Below are 22429 nucleotides of genomic sequence, written 5' to 3' on the forward strand. Positions count from 1 at the left end.
GGGGGCGCGCTCAGCGCTCAGGCTTCGACAACCTTCTGTTCAATCGCGCCGAAGATCGAATGGCCTTCCGCATCCTTCATTTCGACGCGGACGGTATCGCCCGGCGCCATGAAGCGGGTCTTGGCCTCGCCATCGGCGATGGTCTCGATCATGCGGATTTCGGCGATGCAGCTGTATCCGAGGCCGCCTTCGGCGACCGGCTTGCCCGGATCGCCATCGGGACCCTGGTTCGAGACCGTGCCCGAGCCAATGATCGTACCAGCACCGAGGTTACGCGTCTTGGCAGCATGCGCGACGAGGTCGGCTAGGCTGAAGGTCGCATCGACGCCCGCATTGGCGCGGCCGAAAGGCTCTCCATTGTAATCGACCATCAGCGGCAGGTGGATGACGCTGCCCTTCCATGCATCGCCCAGCTCGTCGGGCGTGACGGCTACAGGGCTGAAGGCGCTGGCGGGCTTGGACTGGAAGAAGCCGAAACCCTTGGCCAGTTCGCCCGGGATCAGGCCGCGCAGGCTCACGTCGTTCACCAGCATGACCAGCTTGATGTGGTCCGCAGCCTCTTCGCTCGACACGCCCATCGGCACATCATCGGTGATGACCGCGATCTCGCCTTCCATGTCGCAGCCCCACTTGGTGTCTTTCAGCGGGATGTCGTCGCGCGGGGCAAGGAAGCCGTCGCTGCCGCCCTGGTACATCAGGGGGTCGTGGTAGAAGCTCTCGGGCACTTCGGCACCGCGCGCCTTACGCACCAGTTCGACGTGGTTGATGTATGCCGAGCCGTCCGCCCACTGGTAGGCGCGCGGCAGCGGCGAATGCGCCTCGCGCTCGTGGAAGCGCTCGCAAGGCACAGCCTGGTGTTCGACATCGGTGTAGAGCGCCTGCAGCTTGGGGGCGACCTCGTCCCAATGGTCGAGCGCGTGCTGCATCGTGGGCGCGATGTTGTCTGCGGCGCAGTAGCGGGTGAGGTCCTTGGAGACGACCACCAGCTTGCCGTCGCGGGTTCCGTCCTTGAGCGTGGCGAGTTTCATAGGTGTCCTCTCTTATGTGTTTTCGGGCCGAAAATCGGGGTTATCGGGTTGTGCGTCCGGGTGGGCGCGCTGGAATGCGGGCAGGGCGAGGCAGGCTGCTTCGATCCGTTCGATATGGGGCTTGTCGCCGAAGTCGAACGCGAACCGGCGGGCGTTGTAGACTTGCGGCAGCAACACGACCTCGAAGAAGCCGGGCGCATCGAACAGGAAGTCGCCGGTTCCGAGCTGCGCAAGGCGCTGTTCCACGGGCAAGAGCGTGCGGGCGAGCCAGTGGCGGTACCAGACCGCGATCTCGTCCTGCGACTTGCCGTATTCACTGGCGAGGTACTTCAGCACCGGCAGGTTGAGCGGCGCGTGCAGTTCGGTGGCGATGGCATAGCCGAGTTCGCGCGCGACGTAGCGGTCCTCGATATCGGCGGGCAGCAGCGGGTTGTCGGGATAGGCCTCGTCGAGCCATTCGATCTGCGCCATCGACTGCACGCGGTCCTTGCCATCCGCCTCCAGCAGCGGGACCGAACCGAAGGGGTTGCGGCTGGTAAAGGCCTCGCCCTTCTGCTCGGACTTGAGCAGGTTCACCGGCACATATTCGTATTCCAGACCCTTCAGCTCCAGTGCGATGCGCAGCCGGTAGCTGGTCGAGCTGCGATAGTAACCGTGCAGGCGGATCATGCGGCCTCTCCTACAGCTTGGAACACATGGAACATGGTCCTGCGAGGAAAAACTCCGGACGCGCAAATCTGGCTGTTCCCAAGGGTTTCGGCGGGACTGCGGATGCTCATGCGCTCCTAATGGCAGGTGTGCGAAAAGTAGGAAAGGGGATCAGAACGCGGCGATCCCCGTGATGGCCCGGCCGAGGATCAGCGCATGGACGTCATGCGTGCCTTCGTAGGTGTTGACCGTTTCGAGGTTCACCATGTGGCGGATGACTTGGTATTCTTCCGAAATGCCGTTGCCGCCGTGCATGTCGCGCGACTTGCGGGCGATATCCAGCGCCTTGCCAACATTGTTGCGTTTGACGATCGAGATCATGTCGGGGGCGAACTTGCCTTCGTCCATCAGGCGTCCGACGCGCAGGCTGCCCTGCAGGCCGAGCGAAATTTCGGTCAGCATGTCGGCGAGCTTCAATTGGTAAAGCTGCTTGCTGGCGAGCGGAACGCCGAATTGCTGGCGGTCGAGGCCGTACTGGCGCGCGGCGTGCATGCAGAATTCGGCCGCGCCCAGCGCGCCCCAGCTGATGCCGTATCGCGCGCGGTTGAGGCAGCCGAAGGGACCCTTGAGACCCTGGACTTCGGGAAGCAACGCGTCCTCGCCCACTTCGACCTCGTCCATCACGATCATGCCGGTGGTGCTGGCGCGCAGCGAAATCTTGCCTTCGATCTTGGGTGCCGACAGGCCCTTCATGCCCTTTTCGAGCACGAAGCCGCGAATGCCGCCGCCATGTGCCTCGCTCTTCGCCCAGACGACGAAGACATCGGCGAAGGGCGAATTCGAGATCCAGGTCTTCGAGCCGTTGAGGACATAGCCGCCATCGACCTTCTTGGCCGTGGTCTTCATGCCTGCGGGGTCGGAGCCTGCGTCGGGTTCGGTGAGGCCGAAGCAGCCGATAAGCTCGCCGCTAGCAAGGCCGGGGAGGTACTTCTTGCGCTGTTCTTCCGAGCCATAGGCGTGGATCGGATACATCACGAGGCTCGACTGGACGGATGCCATCGAGCGGTAGCCGGAATCGACTCGTTCGATTTCGCGCGCGATCAGGCCGTAGGCGACATAGCCCGCGCCTGCGCCGCCGTATTCTTCGGGGATGGTCGCGCCGAGCAGCCCGGCCTGGCCCATCAGCGGGAAGAGTTCGGGCGCGTCTTTCTCCTGGGAGAAGCCCTCGATCACGCGCGGCTGCAACTCGCTTTGTGCGAAAGCGTGCGCGGCGTCGCGGATCATCCGCTCTTCCTCGGTCAGCTGGTCGTCGAGATTGAAGGGATCGGTCCAGTCGAAGGGCACCATTCCGGCCATGTCGTATCCTTTGAAACTTGTTGCGCGCCGCTTGGCAGAGCGGCGAGGGCTGCGCAAGGGGGTCAGGCGGGTTCTGCGTCGCCCGGAACGAGGAGTGTGTAGCGCGCTTCGTCGCACAGGCCCGTCACCCACTCCTCGCCCACCTTGAGCCAAGCGTGGAAGCGCGGGATGCCGACCTCGTCGCGCTGCGTGCCGATGAAGAGGCTGGCAGGGATGCCGCGCCGCTCCAGCATCCAGCGCGCGGCGATGGCTTGCGGCAGGCAATTGGGCGAGGCGGGGACGTTGTTGAGCGCGCGCTGCATGGCGAGGCGGACGCGGCGGATAGTGGCGATATCGCCGCTTAGGCCCGTGCCCGACGCGACGGCACCGAAGCGCGATCGCCAGCGGCGCGGGGGCACGCTGGCGATGAGCGCCTTGGCATATAGCACCAGCACCATCGCCTCGAGCGAGGCGATCTTGTCGGCGCTATCGAGCGCGAGGAAGGTGCGCAGCTTGGGCATGGACTCGGCTAATCATACCACGCCTTTTGCGCAAATGCGTCATTTCACAAGCGGCAGCGCCTTGCGGCAATCGTCCGCACATTCGCGGCACATCGTGGCGCAGAGCTGGCAGTGGGGATTGTCGTGGCCCTCACATTCCGCAGCGCAGGTTTCGCAGGCCTTGATGCAGGTTTCAAGCTGTGCGCGCAGGACTTCGATATTCTGCGCGGTACGGCGGGTGGCGAGGCGCGCGGTGGCGGCGCAGACATCGGCGCAATCGAGGCAGTTCCTGATGCACTGCGCCATGTCCATGTCCTCTGCCACGCAGGCATCGGCACAGCTGGTGCAGAACAGCGAACACAGCATGGCATGCCGCGCGGCGAGGATGAGCTCTTCGGTCTCATCCTGCACCTGCGGGTGGGCATCGATCATTTTTTGCAGCGACATAAGCTTCCTTTCCTTGAGGGGTTTACCTCTAAGGAAAGCGGCGACCGGAAGGGCGTTCCGATTATTGGCAGCTTTTCGCGATCAGGCGTGGGCGGCGGCCCGCTGGACGGAGTCGATGACTTCGGCCGGGGGGCAGGGCTTTGACAAGGCCTGCGCCTGCGGGAAGCGCGTGGCAACTTCCTGCGGGCTCAACTGACCCGAATGGAAGATCACCGGCACGTTCTCGGCCATCATCTGCTCGGCGAGCGGATAGACAATGCCATCGCCCAGTTGGACGTCGAGGATCGCGATGTCGGGTTTGGATTTCTGGTAGGCGAGCATGGCGCTCGACAGGTCGTCATAGGGACCTTCTACGATGTAGCCTGCTTCGGAAACGGTTTCACACAAATCGTAGCCGACGATCAATTCGTCTTCGGCAACAAGTACACGTAGCTGTTGTCCCATCCAGCCTCTCCTCGTCTGCGCCGACCCAGATTAGTTAATGGGCGGAAGGCTATATGGTTCCTGCCTTATGCACCGGCTCCGTATTTGGCGTGGAAATCGGCGGATTTGCCATCGGCCAGCAGGCGTGCCTGGCCGGTCCAGTCGTCGCGGCGGATGCGGCCTTCGAAGCGGCCGAGCTGGGCATCGATACGGTCGATTTCGCCATCGTCCCAAGCGGCGATCTGCGCAAAAGAAGTGATGCCGAGACTTTCGAGCGTCGCGGCGAGTTTCGGGCCGACGCCCTTGATGCGCGTAAGGTCGTCGCCATGGCCGTCGCTGACCTTGGTGACCACCGGCTGGGGATCGCGGGTGGCGGCTGGCGCGGCATCGACCAGCGCGGAATTACGCTGCGCCCGGTCGGCACCCTCGTCGAGCACGTCGCGGCTGCCGGCGCCGGTAACCTTCGTCCGGCGTGTGGTGCGGAACAGGAACCATGCAACGATCAGCCCGGCGACCAGCGCGATCGCCAGCAGGATCCAGTTTTCGGCGAGAAGTTCGCTCATCATTCTTCCTTGTCAGAAACGGTTTCGGGCCGATCGGAGCGGCCCCATAGCGCCCAGCCGATGGTCAGGCCAAGCCCGTAGGCGACCAGCATCAGCGCGATGACTTCGAACCAGACCGGCATCTATCGTGGCCCCGGCGTGTCGACGGGCGTGGGGGTTAGCGGTTCCATGCGGATTACCGAAAACTCGATCCGTCGGTTGGCGGGGTCTTCGGGCGTGAGGCGTTCCATCGGTTCGCTCGACCCGACGCCGCGGGCGCGCAGGCTTTCGCGCGGGATGCCGCGGCGCACGAGGCCTTCGCGCACGGCGCGCGCGCGGTCCATGCTGAGCGCGACATTGGCGTCTTCGTCGCCAGATTTGTCGGTATGGCCGGTGATCGCGATGATCGCGCCCGAACACGGTTCGAGCGCGGTCGCGACCTCGTCGAGCAGCATGCGGCTGGCTGGCAGCAGCGCAGCGCTCGCTTCCTCGAAACGGACGGTGCGGGTGCGCAGCAATCCGTCGACATCTTCCTGGCAATGGAGCGGCTCGAAGCCGCGTTCGCCGCTTTCGGCATTGACCGATCCATCGACCCAGCTGACTCCGCCGACACCGGGCAGGGCGCTGACGATTTGCGCTGCGCGGGTACGCCGCTCGTCATCGAGCCCTTCGCCGCCGGACAGCTGCGGGTGCCGTGTCGGCGCGCCGTAGCTGGTGGTAAAAGCTGCCTCGACCATGCCGAGACCTGCCTGGGAAAGCGCGGCCCGGCTGTCACTCTCAAGCCGTTCGGCCATGCTCTCGGCCCGGCCCGACCAGCTCGATAGCAAACCGATCGCGATGACCAGCAAGGCTCCGGCGGGGATGGCTAGGCGGCGCAACATGCAGCTGCCTTAGCCGCCGCCGATGCCGCCTGCCAAGGCTCCTATTTCAGCGAGTCGGCAGTCTTCACCAGCTGGAGGAACTCCTGCCGGAAGAAGTCGCCCTGCGCGCCGGCCAGCCGAGCGATGTCGCCATAGCTATAATCGGCCAGCATTGCATCGCCGCGCAGCTTCTGCCCGAAAGCTGCAACCGAGCTGGCGAAGGCGAAGTCGCCCGCCGGTGCGCGGCCGGTGCGCAGGGCGCTGGCCGGGAGCGTATAGCTGATGAGGCGCGACGTATCGCCGTCGGGCAGCTTGTAGCGCAGCTTGATATGCGCAGCTTCTGCCGAAAGCTCGACCGCCCGCGCATCGACCTTGTCTTCATAGCGCCGCGTGCCGATCCAGCCCTTCGATCCGGCTGGCACGACCTCGTAGATCGCGGTAACCTGATGGCCCGCACCGATATCGCCCGCATCGATTGCGTCATTGTCGAAATCCTCTTCGCGCAGCGCACGATTTTCGTAGCCGACAAGGCGATACTGGCTGACCACGGCGGGGTTGAACTCGACCTGGATCTTCACATCCTTGGCAATGGTGAAGATGGTGCCGCCCATCTCGTCGCCCAGAACCTTGCGAGCCTCCAGCGCGCTGTCGATATAGGCATAATTGCCGTTACCGTGGTCGGCGATCCGTTCCATCATCGCATCGTTGAGGTTTCCGCGCCCGAAGCCGAGCACCGTCAGCGTGGTGCCGCTCTCGCGCTCTTTCTCGATCATTTCGACCAGCGCATCGCGGTCGGATACGCCGACGTTGAAATCGCCATCGGTGGCAAGGATCACGCGGTTGACGCCGCCTTCGATCCGGTTGGCATCGGCCATCGCATAGGCGAGCTTGATGCCTTCCCCGCCGGCGGTGGAGCCGCCCGCGCTCAGGCGGTCGATTGCGTCCCTGATCTTGCGCTCGTCATTTGTGGCATCGAGTACGAGACCCGCAGCGCCCGCATAGACGACGATCGAGACCCGGTCCTTATCGGTCAGTTGCCCGGCCAGCTGGCGCATCGCGGTCTTCACCAGCGGCAGCTTGTCATAGCTGTTCATCGAACCTGAGACATCGAGCAGGAAGACGAGGTTGGCGGCAGGGCGCGCCTGCTGCGGCAATTCGTACCCCGCCAGCCCGATGCGCACGAGGCGGGTATTCTCGTTCCACGGCGTCACCGCGACATCAGTATTGACCGTGAAGGGCTTGGTGCGGTCCAGCGGCCGCTCGTAATCGTAGCGGAAGTAGTTGACGAATTCCTCGGTCCGCACGGCTGCCTGCGGAGGGATCTGGCCCTCGCTGATGAAGCGCCGCGCATTGGCATAGGCAGCCGTGTCGACATCGACCGAGAAGGTGGAAACCGGCTGGTTGGCCACCAGCTTGACCGAGGAAATCTCCTCGCCGTCATACTGGTCGCGGCTCGGCGGGGTGGGTACGAAAATCGGAGGGAAATAGCGATAGGTGACCTTCGGTATGCTGTCGGTGCCCTCGACGGTGGTCACCATCTCGTCGGTCATAACGGAGGTTACTGCAGAAGGTGAGGCAAAGCGCTGCTGCGTGACCCGAGAGCCTGTAACGACGATGCTGCTCTCGTCTGAGGCTGTTGCAGCCGGCGGCGGAGGAGGCGGGGGCGGAGGAGCCGTCTGGCCGGTCTCGCTTGCACCGGTATCGTTCTTGGCAATCGGTGAGTCGTTCGTCGACGCGCATCCGGCAACCACCGCAAGCATTGCACTGGCGGCGGCAAGTCTCACATACCTCATCTGCAGTCTCCCCTTTGAAACTTGATACAAAGTTACATCGGGAGCCAGTGAATGTTTGCTGAACGGTCAGGCCTGGTCAGATCGCGGAGCCGGTTCGGCGTCCTTTTCCTTCCTAAAAAGCAACCTGTCTTCCTCTCCGAAACCGCGCTTCCAGATGACCAGGAAATAGGTCGCGAGAATTGCCGGGACGCCGAAGGCCAGTTCGGCCCATTCGGGCAGCAGGGTGAAGAGATACCCCACCAGCACGGCCGGTGCGATGGCATAGACCAGCGCCCAGCGGAACGGGTTGATCGGCTGCTGGATGATGCGCGAGAGCAGGAAGGCTTTTACGAGGCTGGCGAAGCCGAGCGAGAGCAGCAGTGCCAGCGCGGCGGCGGCAGCCTTAAAAGGCTCGCCATAGCCGTAAGCGACCGCGGTGCGGATGAGCAGCCATGTCAGCACGCCCTGCAGCACGATGGTGGCAATCGAGATCCACAGGTTCCGGACCCGTGCGACGTACACCAGCACGGCTTCGGAAACCACGGCGGTCGCGGCAATGACTTCTGCGGTCAGCAGGAAGGCGAGAGCGCCCGTACCGCCAACATATTCGGGACCGAACAGGCCCATGATGGCCTCGCCCGGAACGCCAAGCGCCAGCGCGATTCCGGCCTGTGCGGCGATGATCCAGAAGCCCACCTGGCAAACCTGTTTGGCTATGGCGCCGAAGTTCTTGGTCTTCAGGTTCTTGGTGATGACCGGACCGAGTATCGGCTCGAAACTGGTCTTGAGCTTTTGCGGCAGGCTCGCGAGTTGCTGTGCCATGTAATAGACGCCAACCGCGGCAGGCGCGGCAAACAGGCCGAGGATGAAGATGTCGACGCGCCGCGTGCCCCATTCGATCGCATCGGCAGTGGCGAGCGGGAGGGCGCGCGCGGTCATCTTGCTCATGTAGACAGGATGAGGTCGCCAGCCGGTCGGCGCGCCGTAGCTGCGGGCGAAGGCCCAATATCCCACCGCGAGACCCGCGTAGATCGACACCAGATAGGCCATCGCGAGGCCCGATTCCGACACGCCGGGCACGAAATAAAATGCGCCCGCCATGATCGAAATCGTCCACGGTTCGACCACGGCGCGGGCGCGCACGGTTGTGGCGATATCGTACTTATATGCCTGCGCGGCGAGCACGATCTCGGTCAGCGCATAGCCGGGGATCGCTAGAACGATCAGCTTGTCGAGCTCGGTATATTCGCCGCTCGGGAAGAGCGGGGCGGGCACGAACCAGAAGAAAGCCGCGGCGAGGCAGGAGAAGATGAGCGCGAGCAGCATGCCGTCATAGACGAGATTGGCGGGCAGGTGCTCCTCGCCTTCGGTAAGGCGCTGCGCCAGCCCGCGTTTTTCGCCCATGGCGCAGACCAGCGCCACCAGTTCGACCACCACCAGCGCCGAGGCGAACCGTCCCACCGCATCGACCCCGTACAAACGGCCTGCAATGAACAGGAAGGGGATGCGCGCGAGCAGCCTCAGCAGGAAGCCGAGCACGTTCTGCTTGCCGCCCTTTGCGATGGCGGACAGGTCTTCGTCGTTGGTGTCTGCGCTCACCCGGCGGCTTCCTGTTCGGCCTTCAAGGGGCGTGAGAGGATGCCCTGAACGACCTCGCGCGGATTGTCGCCCTTGAGCAACGCATAGACGGCAGTGGCGATGGGCATGGTGATCCCCATGCGGGCGGCCAGTTCGACCAGAACGGGCGCGGTATGCGCGCCTTCGGCCACGGTCTTGCGGTCGGACATGAGATCATCGGCGCTCTGGCCTTCGCCAAGTGCCTTACCGAGCGAGAAATTGCGGCTCGAGGTGGAGGAGCAGGTGAGGACGAGATCGCCGAGGCCGCACAGGCCGGTGAGCGTTTCGGGCTTGGCGCCCTTGGCCTCGCCGAAGCGCAGCATTTCGGCATAGCCGCGCGCGATCAGCGCGGCGCGGGCGTTCTGGCCCAGCTCCAGCCCGTCTACCACGCCGCAGGCGATGGCGAGCACGTTCTTGACCGCCCCGCCGATCTCCGCGCCGGTTACGTCGTCCGAGTAGTAGGGCCGGAACGTCGGGCGCGCGATGGCGGGCGCAATCCGGTCCCATTGCCTCTCGCCGCCGCCGCAAGCGAGGGTCACGGCAGCAGGCAGGCCGGCCACAACTTCATGCGCAAAGGTGGGGCCCGACAGGACCGCGATCTGGCTGTCCGGTGCGACATCGCGGGCGACATCGTTCATCAGCCTGCCCGTGCCGGCCTCGATGCCCTTCGAACAAAGAATCATGTCGCGCGGCTGAGCGGGCATGGCTTCGAGAACACTGCCCATGTGCTGGGCGGGAGTGACCACGAGCAGCGCGTCGAGCATCGCCATTTCGGCGAGATCGTTGGTCGCGCGGATGCTCGCGGCGAGGTCGGCCGCCGGAAGGTAGGTGGAGTTGGTGCGCCGCGTGTTGATCTCCTCGACCAGCTCGGCCTCCCGCGCCCAGAGCAGCACCTCGCGCCCGTCGCTCGCGACCATCTGTGCGAGCGCGGTGCCCCAAGCACCTGCTCCGAGGACCCCCGTCTTCATGCCTTCACTCCTGCCCCGCGCACCGGCTCCGCCTCCGGGTCGAGCGGCCAGCGTGGCTGCGCCGAAATGTCGAGCGGGTCGGGTGCGAAATTCTCCAGTCCCAGGCGTTCGATCCCCGCCCAGGCGATCATCGCCGCATTGTCAGTACACAGCTTTGGCGGCGGCGCGGTGAAGCGCATATCGTGCCTGGCGGCGACGTCTTCGAGCGCTGCGCGCACCGAGGCATTGGCTGCGACCCCGCCGGCCACCACCAGCGTTTCGCAATCGCCCATCCGTTCGAGGGCGATGCGCAGCCGATCGACCACGCAATCGATCGCCGCCTGCTGGAAGCTCGCGGCGATATCGGCCGTCTCGTATTTCCCGCTCTCGTGCGCGCGCAACACTGCGCTCTTGAGACCGGCGAAGCTGAAATGCGGCTCCCCGCTGCCGATCATCGGGCGGGGAAGGGGGACGGCCCCTGCTTCGCCTTCCTTGGCGATCCGCTCGACCGCGGGGCCTCCGGGAAAGCCGAGGCCGAGGATCTTGGCGGTCTTGTCGAAGGCCTCGCCCAGAGCATCGTCGATGGTGGTGGCAAGGCGGCGATATTGGCCGACGCCATCGACCCGCAGGATCTGGCAATGTCCGCCCGACACCAGCAGCAGGGCATAGGGGAAGCCAAGTCCGCCATCGGCCAGTCGCGGGCTCAGCGCATGACCTTCGAGGTGATTGACCGCGATCAGCGGCACATCGCCCGCCATCGCCAGCGCCTTGGCGCTCACCAGCCCGACCATCACTCCGCCGATCAGGCCGGGTCCCGCCGTCGCGGCAATCGCATCGAGGTCTCCGAGAGATACACCCGCATCTGCCAGCACTGCCTCGATCATCGGGGCGAGCCGTTCGGCATGGGCGCGTGCGGCAATCTCCGGCACCACGCCGCCGAAGGGCGCGTGTTCCTCGTCCTGCGAGGCGATGCGCTGTGCCACGATGTGGCGCTCGCCGTCGACCAGCGCGGCCGCGGTTTCGTCGCAGGAGCTTTCGATGCCGAGAACCAGTGTCATTGCGCTTCCCCTTAGCGGGATCGCGCGTTAGGGCAAGCGCGCGCCATGCCAGCCGACCCTCTCATTCGCCTCGGAACCCGCCGCTCCCCGCTTGCGCTCGCGCAGGCGCACGAGGCGCGCGCGCGGCTGTGCGCTGCACATGGCTGGGACGAGGCGATGGTCGAACTGGTCCCTGTTGTGGCGAGCGGCGACAAGATACAGGACCGCCCGCTGGCCGACATCGGCGGCAAGGCGCTGTGGACGCGCGAGCTCGACATGTGGCTTGCCGAGGGCCGGATCGATGCGGCGGTACACTCGATGAAGGACGTCGAGACGCTGCGCCCCGACGAGCTTGCCATCGGCGCGATCCTGCCGCGCGCCGACAAGGCCGACGTGCTGCTTGGTGCAACCTCCATCGCTGCCATCCCTTCCGGAGCCCGCGTGGGAACGAGCGCGCCGCGCCGCGCCGCGCAATTGCTCCACGCAAGGCCCGATCTCGAAGTCGTCGGAATTCGCGGCAATGTCGCCACCCGCATGGCGAAGCTGCAGGCTGGCGAGGCCGACGCGACCTTCCTCGCCGCTGCCGGCCTTTCGCGGCTGGGCGAGGATAGCGTCGGGACCCGCCTCGATCCCGAAGAATGGCTTCCCGCTCCGGCGCAGGCCGCCATCGGTATCGAATGCCGCGCTTCCGATGGCGAAACGCGCGAATGGCTCGCGGCCATCGACGACGAGCCGAGCAGGCAGGAGGTTCTGGCCGAACGCGCGCTTCTGGAAGGACTGGGCGGCACCTGCCACAGCCCGATCGCCGCGCTGACAAGTCGCGATGGCGACCGCCTCCACATGAAAGCCGCGATCTACAGCCCCGATGGTGCGATCTGCATCAGGCGCGAGGCCGATTTCGCCCCGCAGGATCGTGCGGCGGCCCGCGACCTTGCGGCCTTGCTCCTCACCGAAGCGCCAGCGCATGTTCGCGCGCATTTCGGCGGCTTGGCCTGATGCGCAAGCTCTTCGTGTTCCGGCCAGAACCGGGGCTGGGCGTTACGCTCGAAACAGCGGAGGCTAGCGGGCTGGAAGCAACGGGCTGCGCGCTGTTCTTGGTCGAGCCCGTCGAATGGTCGGCATCGACCAAGACCGACGTGAATGCACTCCTCGTCGGAAGCAGCAATGTCTTCAGACATGGCGGCCTCGAACTCGAAAAGCTTGAAGGACTGCCGGTTTATGCGGTGGGCGGGGCGACTGCCGAAGGGGCGCGGGAAAAAGGCTTCCTAGTCACGATGACCGGCAAGGGCGGGCTGCAGAACCTGCTCGACGAGGTGGCGGGGCGCAAGCTCTCCTTCCTGCGGCTGGCGGGCGAGAAAATGGTCGACCTTTCGCCGCCCGATGGAATCTCCATCGACACGCGCGTGGTTTATCGCACCGTGCCGCTGGAAATGGATACGCGAGTCAGCAAGGCGCTGCGCGAAGAGGGCGGTGTGGCGCTGCTCCACTCGGGCGAGGCGGCCAAGCGGCTTGCCAGCGAATGCGAGCGGCTGGGGATCGACCGCAATACCATTACGATCGCCGCACTGGGCCCGCGGATCGCCGAAATTGCCGGTGATGGCTGGCAAGCTGTCCACACTTCGCCGCAGCCCGTGGATGCCGAGCTACTGGCCTTGGCGCAGGCTTTGTGCCAAGGCTGAAGCAGGGGCGCGGGACGGAGTTTAATGGACCAATTTTCGACAGCTAAGCGCACGCGCTCGCCAGGCATGAAGCCCTTGCTGCTGGCGGTTGCGGGGTCCTTTGCTCTTGGCGCAGCATTGGTCGGTTACATCGCATGGCGGGGTGATGGTTCCGAGACCGGCCCGGCGGTCGAGGGCGACGCACCGCAGGCCGCGCTCGCTAGTCCCGAAGCGGACGGTACGCCTTCCCCCACGCCCAGCGCCACTGCCAGCCGAGCAGCTGCTGCCGCCGAAGCGGTCGAGCAGATGGCCGAGACGCAAGGGGGCATCGACCAGCGCCTCGCTGCTGCAGAACAGCGCCTTTCGCGGCTCGATCTGCAGGCACAGGCTGCCGCCGGGAACGCGGCACGCGCAGAGGGCCTGCTGATCGCCTTCGCCATCCGCCGCGCGATCGACAAGGGGGCACAGCTTGGATACCTCGCCGACCAGCTACGCCTGCGTTTCGGCGATGCGCTGCCCAACGCCACCAATTCCATCCTCAGTTTCTCGCGCGATCCGGTCACGCTCGACCAGCTGACCGCAAGGCTCGATGGCCTTGCCCCGCAGTTGCAATCGGGTGACGATCGCGGGGGCTTCGAACGCTTCTCGCAGGAGCTGGCGGCGCTGTTCACCGTGCGCCGCGAAAGCGCGCCTTCGCCGCAGCCGGAAATGCGCATCGAACGCGCGCGCTTGTTCCTCCTCAGCGGGCGGACCGATGCCGCGATCGAAGAAGTGCGCAACATGCCCGGCGCTGCCAATGCGCAAGGGTGGATCCGCGATGCGGAACGCTATGCCGCAGCGCAGCAGGCGCTCGATTTGATCGAGACTGCCGCCGTGCTCGAACCGCGCCGCCTGCGCGATGGGGCGGGGAACCGAATTTCGCAGCCGAGCCCGGGGCAGGAAACGCCTGAAGAGTAGGCCTCAGGCCTTCATCAACTCCGGTACGTCGCCCGATACGCCGCGCGCTTCGTCCATGAAGAACTTCTTGAGCCAGCCCGAACGCTGGACGCCGGCCATGCCGAGGCGGCGCACCGCACTGGCAGTCTTTCCGGGCACGCCGAACAGGCGGGTGAGCGTATCGGTCGCGCCCATGACCATGATCGAATCGAGCGCGCGCCACTTTTCGTAGCGTTCGAGCACCTGCGCATCGCCGAGGTCGAGGCCGAGGCGGCGGGCTTCTTCGAGCACTTCGATGAGAGCGCCGACATCGCGCAGGCCGAGGTTAAGGCCCTGTCCGGCAATCGGGTGCATGCCATGAGCGCTGTCGCCCACCAGCGCCATCCTCTCGCCGACAATGCGTGCGGTATGCTGGAAGCTGAGCGGATAGGACGACCGTCCGCTATTGAGGCGGAGCGTGCCCAGGATGTCGCCCATGCGCTTCTCGACTTCGGCGAGGAAGGCGCGGTCCGACAGCTTGAGAACGCCTGCGGCATCCTTCTCGTCCACCGTCCAGACCAGCGCGCTGCGGTGCTTGCCATCTTCGCTGTCGAGCATGGGGAGGAGCGCGAACGGGCCGTCCTCGTAGAAGATTTCCCAGGCCACGCCCTCGTGCGGCTTGGAATGGTCGAGCCCGGTAATGATGGCGCGGTGCGAATAGTCCCAGCTCGCCATCTTGAGCCCTTCTTCCTCGCGCGTGGGCGAGCCGCGGCCTTCGGCGCCGATGAGGAGATCGGCTTCGAGGACCGTCCCGTCGCTAAGTGTCACGCTGGTGGTAAAGGCATCGCGGTGTCGGCTGGTCACCTCGACCGGCGCGTGCATGGCAATCAGCGGCTCGTCCTTCGCCGCCTCGAACAGGGCGGTGCGCAACTGGCGATTGGCGAACATGCGGCCGAGCGTGCCTTCGTGCGGTTCGGGGCGGAAATCGATCCGGCCGGGCTTCATCTGGTCGATTACGGCGATGGCCTCGATCTCGCAGCCATGCGGCTCGAGCGCGTCGGCAAGGCCGATATTGCGGAACAGGCGCCAGCTGGCGGTCGAAATGGCCGAAGCGCGACCGTCGAAGCCTTCTGCGGTGAGGTCGGCGGGGTCCGCGCGGTCAACGAGGTGGCTGGAAAGGCCCTTCTTTGCCGCTGCCAGCGCCAGAGTGGTGCCGACGAGGCCGCCGCCGAGGATGAGCAGGTCGCGCTTGTCTGTCATGGGGGCAGTCCCTAATGCGGCACGCGTGACGGACGCAAGCAGAATGGACGTGTGGCGCAGCGCATTGGCTTTCCTGCTGATGACGCTGGCGTGCCTGATGCCGTCTTTCGCGCAGGCGCAGGAAGCGCGCTTCGGCGACGAGAATATCGCGGTTGAACTGCGCAGCGACGGCCCGCCCGTTCCCGACAGCACCTGGATGCTGGCGCTGCATTTCACGCCCAAGAGCGCGGAATGGCACGGATACTGGTCCAACCCTGGTGATGCGGGGCAGGGAATGTCACTGCAACTGAACCTTCCCGATGGTTGGGAAGCGGGCGAACCGCTTTATCCTGTGCCTCAAAAGCTGCTGATTTCGGGGCTGATGAACCACATTTACGAAGGTGAGTATGCGGTCCTCGTTCCGGTGAAGGTCCCGCTCGATGCGGCGGTGTCGAACATCGCGCCCATCACCGGCTTCGTTTCCTACCTCGCCTGCACCGACAAGATCTGCGTGCCGCAGGATGCGACGCTGCGCATTGACGAGGGCGGCGATTTCCGTAGCTGGCAGGCGTCTATCGCCCCTCAGCTCGACAGAATCGCAGGATATGAGGTTGTGCGCGACCGGCTGCGCGTGGGCATCCCGCTTCCTGCAGGCATGAACTTAGGCGACGTCCACCTCTTCCTCGAAACATCCGATTTCGGCAGTGGCCTCGCGCCCGATTACGCCGCGATCCAGACGATCGTGCGTGAAGGCGATCTCATGGTCGTCGAGGTGCCGCTGAAACGCCGCGCAGGCTTCGATGCCTCGCCCTTGCCGGAGCGGATTGCGGGCATCCTGTCGCTGGGCGGAGGGCAGGGCGTCAGCTTCACCGCGGTGCAGCGCGATGTCCCGCTCGAAGGCGTGAAAGCCATTCGCGGCCCGGTCGAGATTCCCGATCTGTGGGTCCTCCTGTTGGCCGCGCTGGTTGGCGGATTGCTCCTCAACATCATGCCCTGCGTCTTTCCGATCCTGAGCCTGAAGGCGCTGGCCTTGGCAAAAGCGGGCGGGGACGAGATTTCCGCGCGGCGCGATGCGCTGGCCTATACGGCGGGCGTCGTGTTGGCCTGTGCGGGCCTGGGCGCGATCATCATCCTGCTGCGTTCGGCAGGCGAGCAGGTGGGCTGGGCCTTCCAGTTGCAGGAGCCGCGTGTGGTCGGGGCGCTCTTCCTGCTCGCGGTCGCGATCACCGCCAATTTTTTAGGGCTGTTCCAGGTCCCGGGAATGGCCATTGCGGGCGGCAGGCCGTCGATGCGAGGCTCGTTCGGAACGGGTCTGCTGGCCGCCTTCGTGGCGACGCCCTGCACAGGTCCTTTCATGGCGCTTGCGCTTGGTGCAGCGCTGGTTCTGCGACCGATCGAGGGATTCGCGATCTTTACGGCGCTCGGCGTCGGGCTGGCGCTCCCCTTCCTCCTGATCGGCTTCATCCCCTCATGGCGCCGCCGACTGCCCAAGCCAGGCGCATGGATGGAGCGCTTCCGTCGCTGGATGGCGGTTCCGATGGGCCTCACCGTGCTTGCGCTGGCCTGGCTTATCTGGCGGATCGCCGACGACTTGTGGCTGGTCATGCTGGGAGCCGTGAGCCTCGTCCTCCTGGCGCTGCTCGCCTCGCTTGGCCAGCGACAGAAGCGCGGGCGGGGCGGCGGAAAGCTGTTTTTCGCCGGTATCGTGTCGCTCGCCATTTTTGCCCTCTCGATCGTCCCTCCGCCCGAACCGCGCACGCTGGCACAATCGAGCATGCTTGAGCCGCAGGACTTTTCCGAAACTGCGCTTGCAGAGGCGCGTGCCTCGGGCAGGCCGGTCTTCGTCTGGTTTACCGCCGACTGGTGCGTGACCTGCAAGGTAAACGAGAGCGTCGCTATCGAACGCGAAGATACGCGGGACGCATTCGAACGCGCGGGTGTTGTTTCCCTGCGCGGAGACTGGACGCAGCGTGACGAAGAAATCGCGACCTTCCTCGCGCGGCAAGGCGCGGCGGGTGTGCCGCTTTACATGTGGTATCCGGCAGACGGCGATGGGCGGCAACTGCCGCAGGTGCTCACGCCTGAGACTCTTCCGGCTCTGGCGCAGGGGCAATCTCGCTAGCGCAGCGATTGATGAATTCCCCCGGCATACTGCTGGCATTGAGCATGACCGAACCGGCCCCCGGCACTGTCGCCTCGACCCGGTTCGCGCCGGTCAGCACATCGAGCCGCGGATCGTCGGCCGCAAGCCTTCCGCGCCAGAGCCACGCGCTGCCTTCGTCCGGTTCGTCCTGCTCGGCATCGATCCATAGCCGCTCGACATGGCCGTTGCCGATCAGCGCCAGAACCGCCTTTGCATGCGGATCGGCCGCGACATAGCGCGTGTAGACTAGAGTTCCGTCCTCGCAGCCGAGCGATAGCAAGGGGCGTTCGCCGGGCTTGCCGTAAAGCAGCCGCCCGCTTTCGCTGCTCGGTGCCCAGGATGCGCCTTCGGTGTCTGGGGAATCGATGGGATCGGCAGGTGCCATGCGCTCGTCGGAAACCACGGTCCTGCTGTGGTATTCGTCCGAAGCGGCAGGCTTGCAGGCGGCAAGCAGAAGAAGGGCAGGGAGCGCGGCGTGGCGGAGCATCGGCGCAGCTATGGCACGCGCGCGGGGCGCGTCAACGTTGCCTGCATCCCCGCATCCACAGCTAAGAGATCAACCGGGCCGTCCGCGATGCTCCGACCATAGAGAGAGGAAGTCGCGGCGGTTATGCGGGCCGTAGGTAGCGAAACTTGGATTCGCTTCCTCGCGGTTTTCCGCGCGCAGTTCTTCGAGGCTGTCGGGCCTCGCAAAATCCCTGGGGTCGAGCCCGTAGACGCGCGCGCCGTTGAGGCCGAATATCTTGCGCTTGGCCTCTGCCGTCAGAGCCGGGTAGCCGAAGCGCTCCTGGTATTCCTCGCTGATCTCGAAGGTGCGGAAGGCTTGGATTTGGTCCTGCGGGCTGCCGAACCAGATGCTGTCAGTGCCCCACATGATCCGGTCTTCGCCGAAATATTTGAGCAGTTTGCCCATCAGGTGCGCGGCCTCGTCGGGCCGCCCCATGTGAAAGCGCCAGACTGAGCCGAGTTCGGCATAGAGATTGCCCTCGTTGGGCTTCAGCCCTGCGTCGATCCGCGACTTGATCAGCCGGTCGACACCTTCGGGGCTTTCGGGATTATAGGCACTCTCGACCTTCCCCGGCTCCCAGCCGGAGTGGTATACAAGGAAAGTCAGGTCGGGGTTCTGCGCGGCTGCCGGGCCCATGTCGCGGGGCGAGGAATATTCGTATTTGAGCCCGTAGAGCGGCACCCCCTTGTGCACCGCGATGGTGGTGCGGCCCAGTTCGCGCGCCTTTTCGAACGCGCGTGCGGCATAGTCGCTGGAATCGAGGAAATAGCCCACACCATCCGGCCCCCACTGCGGATACATCTTCCACGCGTCGACCTTATAGGTCTCGACCTTCTCCTGCATCGCGTCGAGATCGCCCGGATCATTGGGCAGGAGGCCGCCATGGATCAGGCAGCGCGCATCGCTGCCGCCGATCCTCTCGATGATTTCGCTCGCCTCGGCGGCGTAGTCGGTAGGGGTGGGGTTGCTCTTCTGGCTTCCCCATAGGGCGGAGACAACCGCGGCATCGGTATCGCTGTCGAGAAAGACTTCCTTCGCCAGCGTTTGCGCCGAATAGCAGTCGTAGCCGCTCGCACCGCACTTCTGGTATTGTCCAAAGGCCTGCGTGAGCACCGCATTCCAGATCTCGCCATCTTGCCCGACGCGCCATGCGCCCGAAGGATCGACGCAATGCGTCTGTACATCGAAGATGAATTCGTCGCCGGTCAGCACCGACGAAGCGAGTTGCTCGTCGAGCGCCGCTTGGCGCGGCACTGAATAGCGCCCGCCCGCATCGGGGTTGGCGGTGTTGCAGGCCGTGAGCGTGGCAGCCGCTCCAGCCGACGATACGAGGAACGCGCGCCGCCCGATGCCGAGCCGTTTGGCATTCTCGCCTGCCGCTTCATGCGCGAGCCTGTTCGTAAGGACCTGCTCACGCGTCAGCTCGCGCGGCAGGAATTCGCCGTTGCTGGTCGTATCGATGCGGATCGGCAGCCGCGTACCGTCCGGATCACAATCGAAATTTGCCATTGTCGTCCTCCCTCCAACCCCTTCTACCACCCGAGGGAGGGCATGCTGCTGCCGTTCGACCGACAGCTTCCCTGAATCCGCAAGGGACTTGACGGAACTTGATTGAACGTTCAATCAACACTTGATTGAGCATTCAAGAGGGCTTCCTGCATGAACTCCGCCACCCGCGACAAGATCGTCCAGACCGCGCTCGAGCTCTTCTGGGTCAAGGGTTACCAGTCGACCTCGATCTCCGACATCCTCAGCCGCAGCCAGGTACATTCGGGAAGCCTCTATCATTTCTTCCCGGGCAAACAGGATGTGCTGGTGGCCGTGCTCGAGTGGTACCGCGACGGGATCGAGGAAAACCTCTTCGCGTTCGCCTGGCAGGGCGTGGATGACCCGATCGAGCGTATCTTCTCGCTCCTCAACGGCTACCGCATGCACCTCGCATCGAGCGATTTCATGTACGGTTGCCCGATCGGGAGCCTCGCGCTGGAATTGCACGAGCCCGATCCCAAGGTGCGCGAGCTTCTTGCCATCAACTTCGCAAACTGGGTCGAGGGCGTGGAGCGCTGCCTGCGCGATGCGGGTGACCGGCTGCCGGCGGATACCGACCACAAGGCGCTCGCCGAATTTATCCTGACCATCATGGAGGGCGCGATCATGCAGGCGCGCACCCACCGCGACATCGGCCATTTCGACCGCAATGTCGAAGTGCTCAGGACCCATCTCGAAGCGCTCGAAACCAAGGCACGGGTCGATAGGAACCAGCAAGGGGAGAATGCGTGATGGAAGTGAACTGGATAGCAGTAGTCGTGGCGGGCGTATCCGCTTTCGTGCTCGGTGGGCTGTGGTACGGTCCGCTGTTCGGCAAGGCGTGGCAGGCGGAAACCGGCCTCACCGACGAGCAGTTGAAGTCCGGCAACCGCGCCAAGATCTACGGCGTGTCGCTGGTATTGTCGCTCCTTGCCGCCTTCGTATTCGCCATGTTCCTGGGCCCCGACCAGCCGCTGTCTTTCGCGGTCGGCGTTGGCTTCGCCGCAGGTTTCGCTTGGGTAGCCGCCAGCCTCGGCATCAACTACCTGTTTGAACACAGATCGCTGAAGCTGTGGCTCATCAACGGCGGCTATCACACACTCCAGTTCACCCTCTACGGATTGGTGCTGGGCCTGATGGCTTGACGCTTGGTCGAATTGCGGTTGCGCCGGTGGCGGCAATGGTTCTCCTTCCGGCGCAACCGGGAGAGGCTGGATGAAATTCATCAAGGCAATCGCAATTCTGGCACTAGCGGTGACGTCGCCGGGTCTCCACGCGCAAGAAACCGCCACCGACGTGGTGCCTGCGGTGAAGCAACTTCGTGGCGCTATCGGGAAATGGGATGTCACCACCACTTTCTACCGGGACGATGGCAGTGTCGCTCGAAAGGCGGTTGGCACTTACACGTTCGACTGGGTGATCGAGGACAGGATAGTCACCGGTGTCTCAGAAATCCCGGAATTCGGCATGAAGTCGGCCATCCTCTTCTACCACCGGCCCGCGACATCCGAGGTCGAGATGGTCTCGGTCGGTCCCGATGGCCAGTTATGGACCATGACCGGGGCGGATACGACCGAAACACGCGAAACGCCGGTGGTTACCAATCCCGATGGCAGCACGATCAAACTGCGCTTCACGCGGTTCAACGTGACCGAAAACCGCTTCGAATCGCGCATGGATCGTTCGAGCGATGGCGGGAAGACTTGGGTGCAGGGCAACCACCAACTCTTCGTGCGGCGCAGTGACGAGAGTAGCTGACCAGCTTTAGGCCGCGCGCAATTCCTCGAGCACTTCGCGCATCGTCTCGTGGAGCTCGCTCGAGCGTTCGGCGACGAGGCGGGCGACGCCGTTGGTCTGCTCGATGACTTCCTCGACGCTGCCGATGGCATGGGTGAGCTGCTGCACCTTGTCCGAGGCATTGGCGACATTGCGGGCGACCTGGTGCGCCGAACCGGCGAGCGACTGGGTGCTGGCGACCTGCTCGTCGATTGAATCGACGATGAAGCTGGTTGCCCCGCGCGTGGTACCTGCAGCCGCGGCCGTTTCGCTGATGCTCTCGGTCATCGAGATCGACGCCTCGCGCACGCCGCCGAGCATGTCGGCGATCTGGTTGGCGGCCTGCGCGGTCTGGTCGGCGAGCGATTTCATCTCGGTCGCGACTACGCCGAAGCCCTTGCTGCCCTCGTGGCTCGCCTCGATTGTGGCGTTCAGGGCCAGCATACGGCTCTGGTTCGCGATGTTCGAGATCATCTCGATGATGCGCGTCGCCTCGTCCATCGCCTCGGCCAGTTCTCCCACCTTCGGCGCAAGCCTTTCGGCGGTTTCCGCGCCGGTCATGGCGGCTTCGCGCGCGGCAGTGGCATTGTCGCCCACCGCACGGACCGAATCCGCCAGTTCTTGGACACTCTTTCCGACCATGTCGATTTCGTCCGAGACGAGACGGTGGTCGCGGTCGAGCTCGTCCGATTGTGCGACGGCATGGCCGAAGCTTTCGACCAGCGCCTCGCGCCCGGCGGAAAGCTGCGCGGCGGTTGCGCCGAGTTCGGTGACGATCTGGCCGAAGCGCGCTTCGATCTTTTCGGCTACCTCGCGGCGACGCTCGAGGTCGGACTTGCGGCGTTCCGCCTCGGCTTCGTGCAGCTTGCGCTCGGTTTCGAGGCGCAGGGCCTCTTCTGCGCGCAGGGCCTCGATCGATTCCACCTCGCGCGCCTGCTTGAGAATGAGGCCGGTAAGCTGCTCGGTCACCCATAACAGGGCTGCGGTCTGGAGGATCACCAGCACGGCATGAAGGATCACGCGGGGAAGGTCGCCGCTGCCGGCAAAGACCCACTCGGGCGCGACGAAATTGAACAATAAATGGTGGACCGCGATGAGGCCCGCACCGGCAAGGATGGGGCGCTTGTCGCACAGCGGGATCAGTGCGGCGAGCACGGGGAAGAAGTACATGTGCAGGTCCATCTGCCACTCGTGGCCCTGCATGAGGTAGACGAACACGGCAGGGTAGGCGCCTGCAGTCATCCCCAGCGCAATGCGGGTGACCGTGTCGAAGCGTTTTTGCGCGAAGACGAGCAGGCTCGGCACCATGGCCATCGCCGCGCCGAGCATCAGCGCGGTGCCGCTATTGGGCGAATCCACAAGCCAGCCGACAAAGGCGAGCGCAAGCACGTTGACCCAGAACAGCGCGGCCAGCAGGCGCGCGCCCGACCGGCGGATATCGGCCAGCGTCTGGCCTTGGGTATGGGCTTGGGGAAGATCGGTTTCGTACACGTGTCTGGTCTTTCTG

Annotated in this window: 24 protein-coding genes; 7 read left to right on the forward strand and 17 right to left on the reverse strand. The window is 64.8% G+C overall.

Going from position 1 to position 22429, the window contains the following annotated elements; genetic code table 11:
- Window positions 1-17: 17 nt before the first annotated feature.
- From K3178_RS03450 to tsaD, 13 genes are all read right to left on the reverse strand, one after another.
- Complete coding sequence (locus tag K3178_RS03450; protein WP_221569976.1) at window positions 18-1028, reverse strand: fumarylacetoacetate hydrolase family protein; 1011 nt, start codon at window positions 1026-1028, stop codon at window positions 18-20.
- A 12-nt stretch (window positions 1029-1040) separates the two neighbouring features.
- Window positions 1041-1694, reverse strand: coding sequence for a maleylacetoacetate isomerase (gene maiA / locus K3178_RS03455; RefSeq protein WP_221570769.1), 654 nt, complete (start codon window positions 1692-1694; stop codon window positions 1041-1043).
- 153 nt (window positions 1695-1847) lie between these two features.
- Window positions 1848-3023, reverse strand: coding sequence for an acyl-CoA dehydrogenase (locus K3178_RS03460; RefSeq protein WP_221570770.1), 1176 nt, complete (start codon window positions 3021-3023; stop codon window positions 1848-1850).
- A gap of 71 nt (window positions 3024-3094) precedes the next feature.
- Window positions 3095-3532 carry a lasso peptide biosynthesis B2 protein gene (locus tag K3178_RS03465; protein WP_221569977.1) on the reverse strand — a complete coding sequence of 146 codons (438 nt, stop codon included), beginning with the start codon at window positions 3530-3532 and terminating at the stop codon, window positions 3095-3097.
- Window positions 3533-3571: 39 nt separating this feature from the next.
- Window positions 3572-3958: a four-helix bundle copper-binding protein gene (locus K3178_RS03470; protein WP_221569978.1), complete on the reverse strand. Its 387-nt coding sequence runs from the start codon at window positions 3956-3958 to the stop codon at window positions 3572-3574.
- A gap of 81 nt (window positions 3959-4039) precedes the next feature.
- Window positions 4040-4402, reverse strand: coding sequence for a response regulator (locus tag K3178_RS03475; RefSeq protein ID WP_221569979.1), 363 nt, complete (start codon window positions 4400-4402; stop codon window positions 4040-4042).
- A gap of 65 nt (window positions 4403-4467) precedes the next feature.
- Window positions 4468-4944: a hypothetical protein gene (locus tag K3178_RS03480; protein WP_221569980.1), complete on the reverse strand. Its 477-nt coding sequence runs from the start codon at window positions 4942-4944 to the stop codon at window positions 4468-4470.
- Window positions 4944-5066 carry a hypothetical protein gene (locus tag K3178_RS14290; protein ID WP_282098829.1) on the reverse strand — a complete coding sequence of 41 codons (123 nt, stop codon included), beginning with the start codon at window positions 5064-5066 and terminating at the stop codon, window positions 4944-4946. The genes K3178_RS03480 and K3178_RS14290 overlap by 1 nt, the downstream gene beginning before the upstream one ends.
- Window positions 5067-5804, reverse strand: a complete 738-nt coding sequence (locus tag K3178_RS03485; protein ID WP_221569981.1) for an OmpA family protein — start codon at window positions 5802-5804, stop codon at window positions 5067-5069.
- Window positions 5805-5845: 41 nt separating this feature from the next.
- Window positions 5846-7576 carry a vWA domain-containing protein gene (locus tag K3178_RS03490; protein ID WP_221569982.1) on the reverse strand — a complete coding sequence of 577 codons (1731 nt, stop codon included), beginning with the start codon at window positions 7574-7576 and terminating at the stop codon, window positions 5846-5848.
- Window positions 7577-7642: 66 nt separating this feature from the next.
- A complete protein-coding gene (locus K3178_RS03495) occupies window positions 7643-9154 on the reverse strand; it encodes a lipopolysaccharide biosynthesis protein (RefSeq protein ID WP_221569983.1) in 1512 nt (503 codons plus the stop codon).
- Window positions 9151-10140: an NAD(P)H-dependent glycerol-3-phosphate dehydrogenase gene (locus K3178_RS03500; protein ID WP_221569984.1), complete on the reverse strand. Its 990-nt coding sequence runs from the start codon at window positions 10138-10140 to the stop codon at window positions 9151-9153. Before K3178_RS03500 ends, K3178_RS03495 begins: the two co-directional genes overlap by 4 nt.
- Entirely contained in the window at window positions 10137-11177 is a 1041-nt protein-coding gene (gene tsaD, locus K3178_RS03505) for a tRNA (adenosine(37)-N6)-threonylcarbamoyltransferase complex transferase subunit TsaD (RefSeq protein WP_221569985.1), read from the reverse strand. The genes K3178_RS03500 and tsaD overlap by 4 nt, the downstream gene beginning before the upstream one ends.
- Before the next feature lie 45 nt (window positions 11178-11222).
- Between tsaD and hemC the strand changes: the two genes are divergently transcribed.
- The 3 genes from hemC (at window position 11223) to K3178_RS03520 (ending at window position 13771) form a co-directional block, all read left to right on the forward strand.
- Window positions 11223-12152, forward strand: coding sequence for a hydroxymethylbilane synthase (gene hemC, locus K3178_RS03510; RefSeq protein ID WP_221569986.1), 930 nt, complete (start codon window positions 11223-11225; stop codon window positions 12150-12152).
- On the forward strand, window positions 12152-12835 hold the full coding sequence (locus K3178_RS03515) for a uroporphyrinogen-III synthase (protein WP_221569987.1): 684 nt from the start codon (window positions 12152-12154) through the stop codon (window positions 12833-12835). The genes hemC and K3178_RS03515 overlap by 1 nt, the downstream gene beginning before the upstream one ends.
- A gap of 66 nt (window positions 12836-12901) precedes the next feature.
- Window positions 12902-13771 carry an MICOS complex subunit MIC60 gene (locus tag K3178_RS03520; RefSeq protein WP_247713499.1) on the forward strand — a complete coding sequence of 290 codons (870 nt, stop codon included), beginning with the start codon at window positions 12902-12904 and terminating at the stop codon, window positions 13769-13771.
- 3 nt (window positions 13772-13774) lie between these two features.
- Here K3178_RS03520 and K3178_RS03525 read toward each other — a convergent pair whose 3' ends face one another.
- A complete protein-coding gene (locus K3178_RS03525; protein ID WP_221569989.1) occupies window positions 13775-14989 on the reverse strand; it encodes an FAD-dependent monooxygenase in 1215 nt (404 codons plus the stop codon).
- Window positions 14990-15032: 43 nt separating this feature from the next.
- On the opposite strand from K3178_RS03525, the gene K3178_RS03530 reads away from it, so the two are divergent.
- Window positions 15033-17090: a protein-disulfide reductase DsbD family protein gene (locus K3178_RS03530; protein ID WP_221570771.1), complete on the forward strand. Its 2058-nt coding sequence runs from the start codon at window positions 15033-15035 to the stop codon at window positions 17088-17090.
- Here K3178_RS03530 and K3178_RS03535 read toward each other — a convergent pair.
- A complete protein-coding gene (locus K3178_RS03535) occupies window positions 17044-17598 on the reverse strand; it encodes a hypothetical protein (RefSeq protein WP_221569990.1) in 555 nt (184 codons plus the stop codon). The genes K3178_RS03530 and K3178_RS03535 overlap by 47 nt on opposite strands.
- A 69-nt stretch (window positions 17599-17667) precedes the next feature.
- Complete coding sequence (locus tag K3178_RS03540; RefSeq protein WP_221569991.1) at window positions 17668-19128, reverse strand: amidohydrolase family protein; 1461 nt, start codon at window positions 19126-19128, stop codon at window positions 17668-17670.
- Window positions 19129-19278: 150 nt separating this feature from the next.
- Here K3178_RS03540 and K3178_RS03545 point away from each other — a divergent pair, with 150 nt between their 5' ends.
- The 3 genes from K3178_RS03545 to K3178_RS03555 all read left to right on the forward strand — a co-directional run bounded on the left by K3178_RS03545 (window position 19279) and on the right by K3178_RS03555 (window position 20904).
- Window positions 19279-19899, forward strand: coding sequence for a TetR/AcrR family transcriptional regulator (locus K3178_RS03545; protein WP_221569992.1), 621 nt, complete (start codon window positions 19279-19281; stop codon window positions 19897-19899).
- Complete coding sequence (locus K3178_RS03550; protein WP_247713589.1) at window positions 19899-20291, forward strand: DUF1761 domain-containing protein; 393 nt, start codon at window positions 19899-19901, stop codon at window positions 20289-20291. Before K3178_RS03545 ends, K3178_RS03550 begins: the two co-directional genes overlap by 1 nt.
- Before the next feature lie 70 nt (window positions 20292-20361).
- Complete coding sequence (locus K3178_RS03555; RefSeq protein ID WP_221569994.1) at window positions 20362-20904, forward strand: hypothetical protein; 543 nt, start codon at window positions 20362-20364, stop codon at window positions 20902-20904.
- 6 nt (window positions 20905-20910) lie between these two features.
- On the opposite strand, the gene K3178_RS14355 is transcribed toward K3178_RS03555, so the two are convergent.
- The gene (locus K3178_RS14355) at window positions 20911-22413 is read right to left on the reverse strand and encodes a methyl-accepting chemotaxis protein (protein WP_221569995.1); all 1503 of its coding nucleotides are present in this window, start codon (window positions 22411-22413) and stop codon (window positions 20911-20913) included.
- Between the last annotated feature and the right edge of the window lie 16 nt (window positions 22414-22429).

It is taken from the genome of Qipengyuania sphaerica, from assembly GCF_019711595.1.
GTDB classification, from domain to species: domain Bacteria; phylum Pseudomonadota; class Alphaproteobacteria; order Sphingomonadales; family Sphingomonadaceae; genus Qipengyuania; species Qipengyuania sphaerica.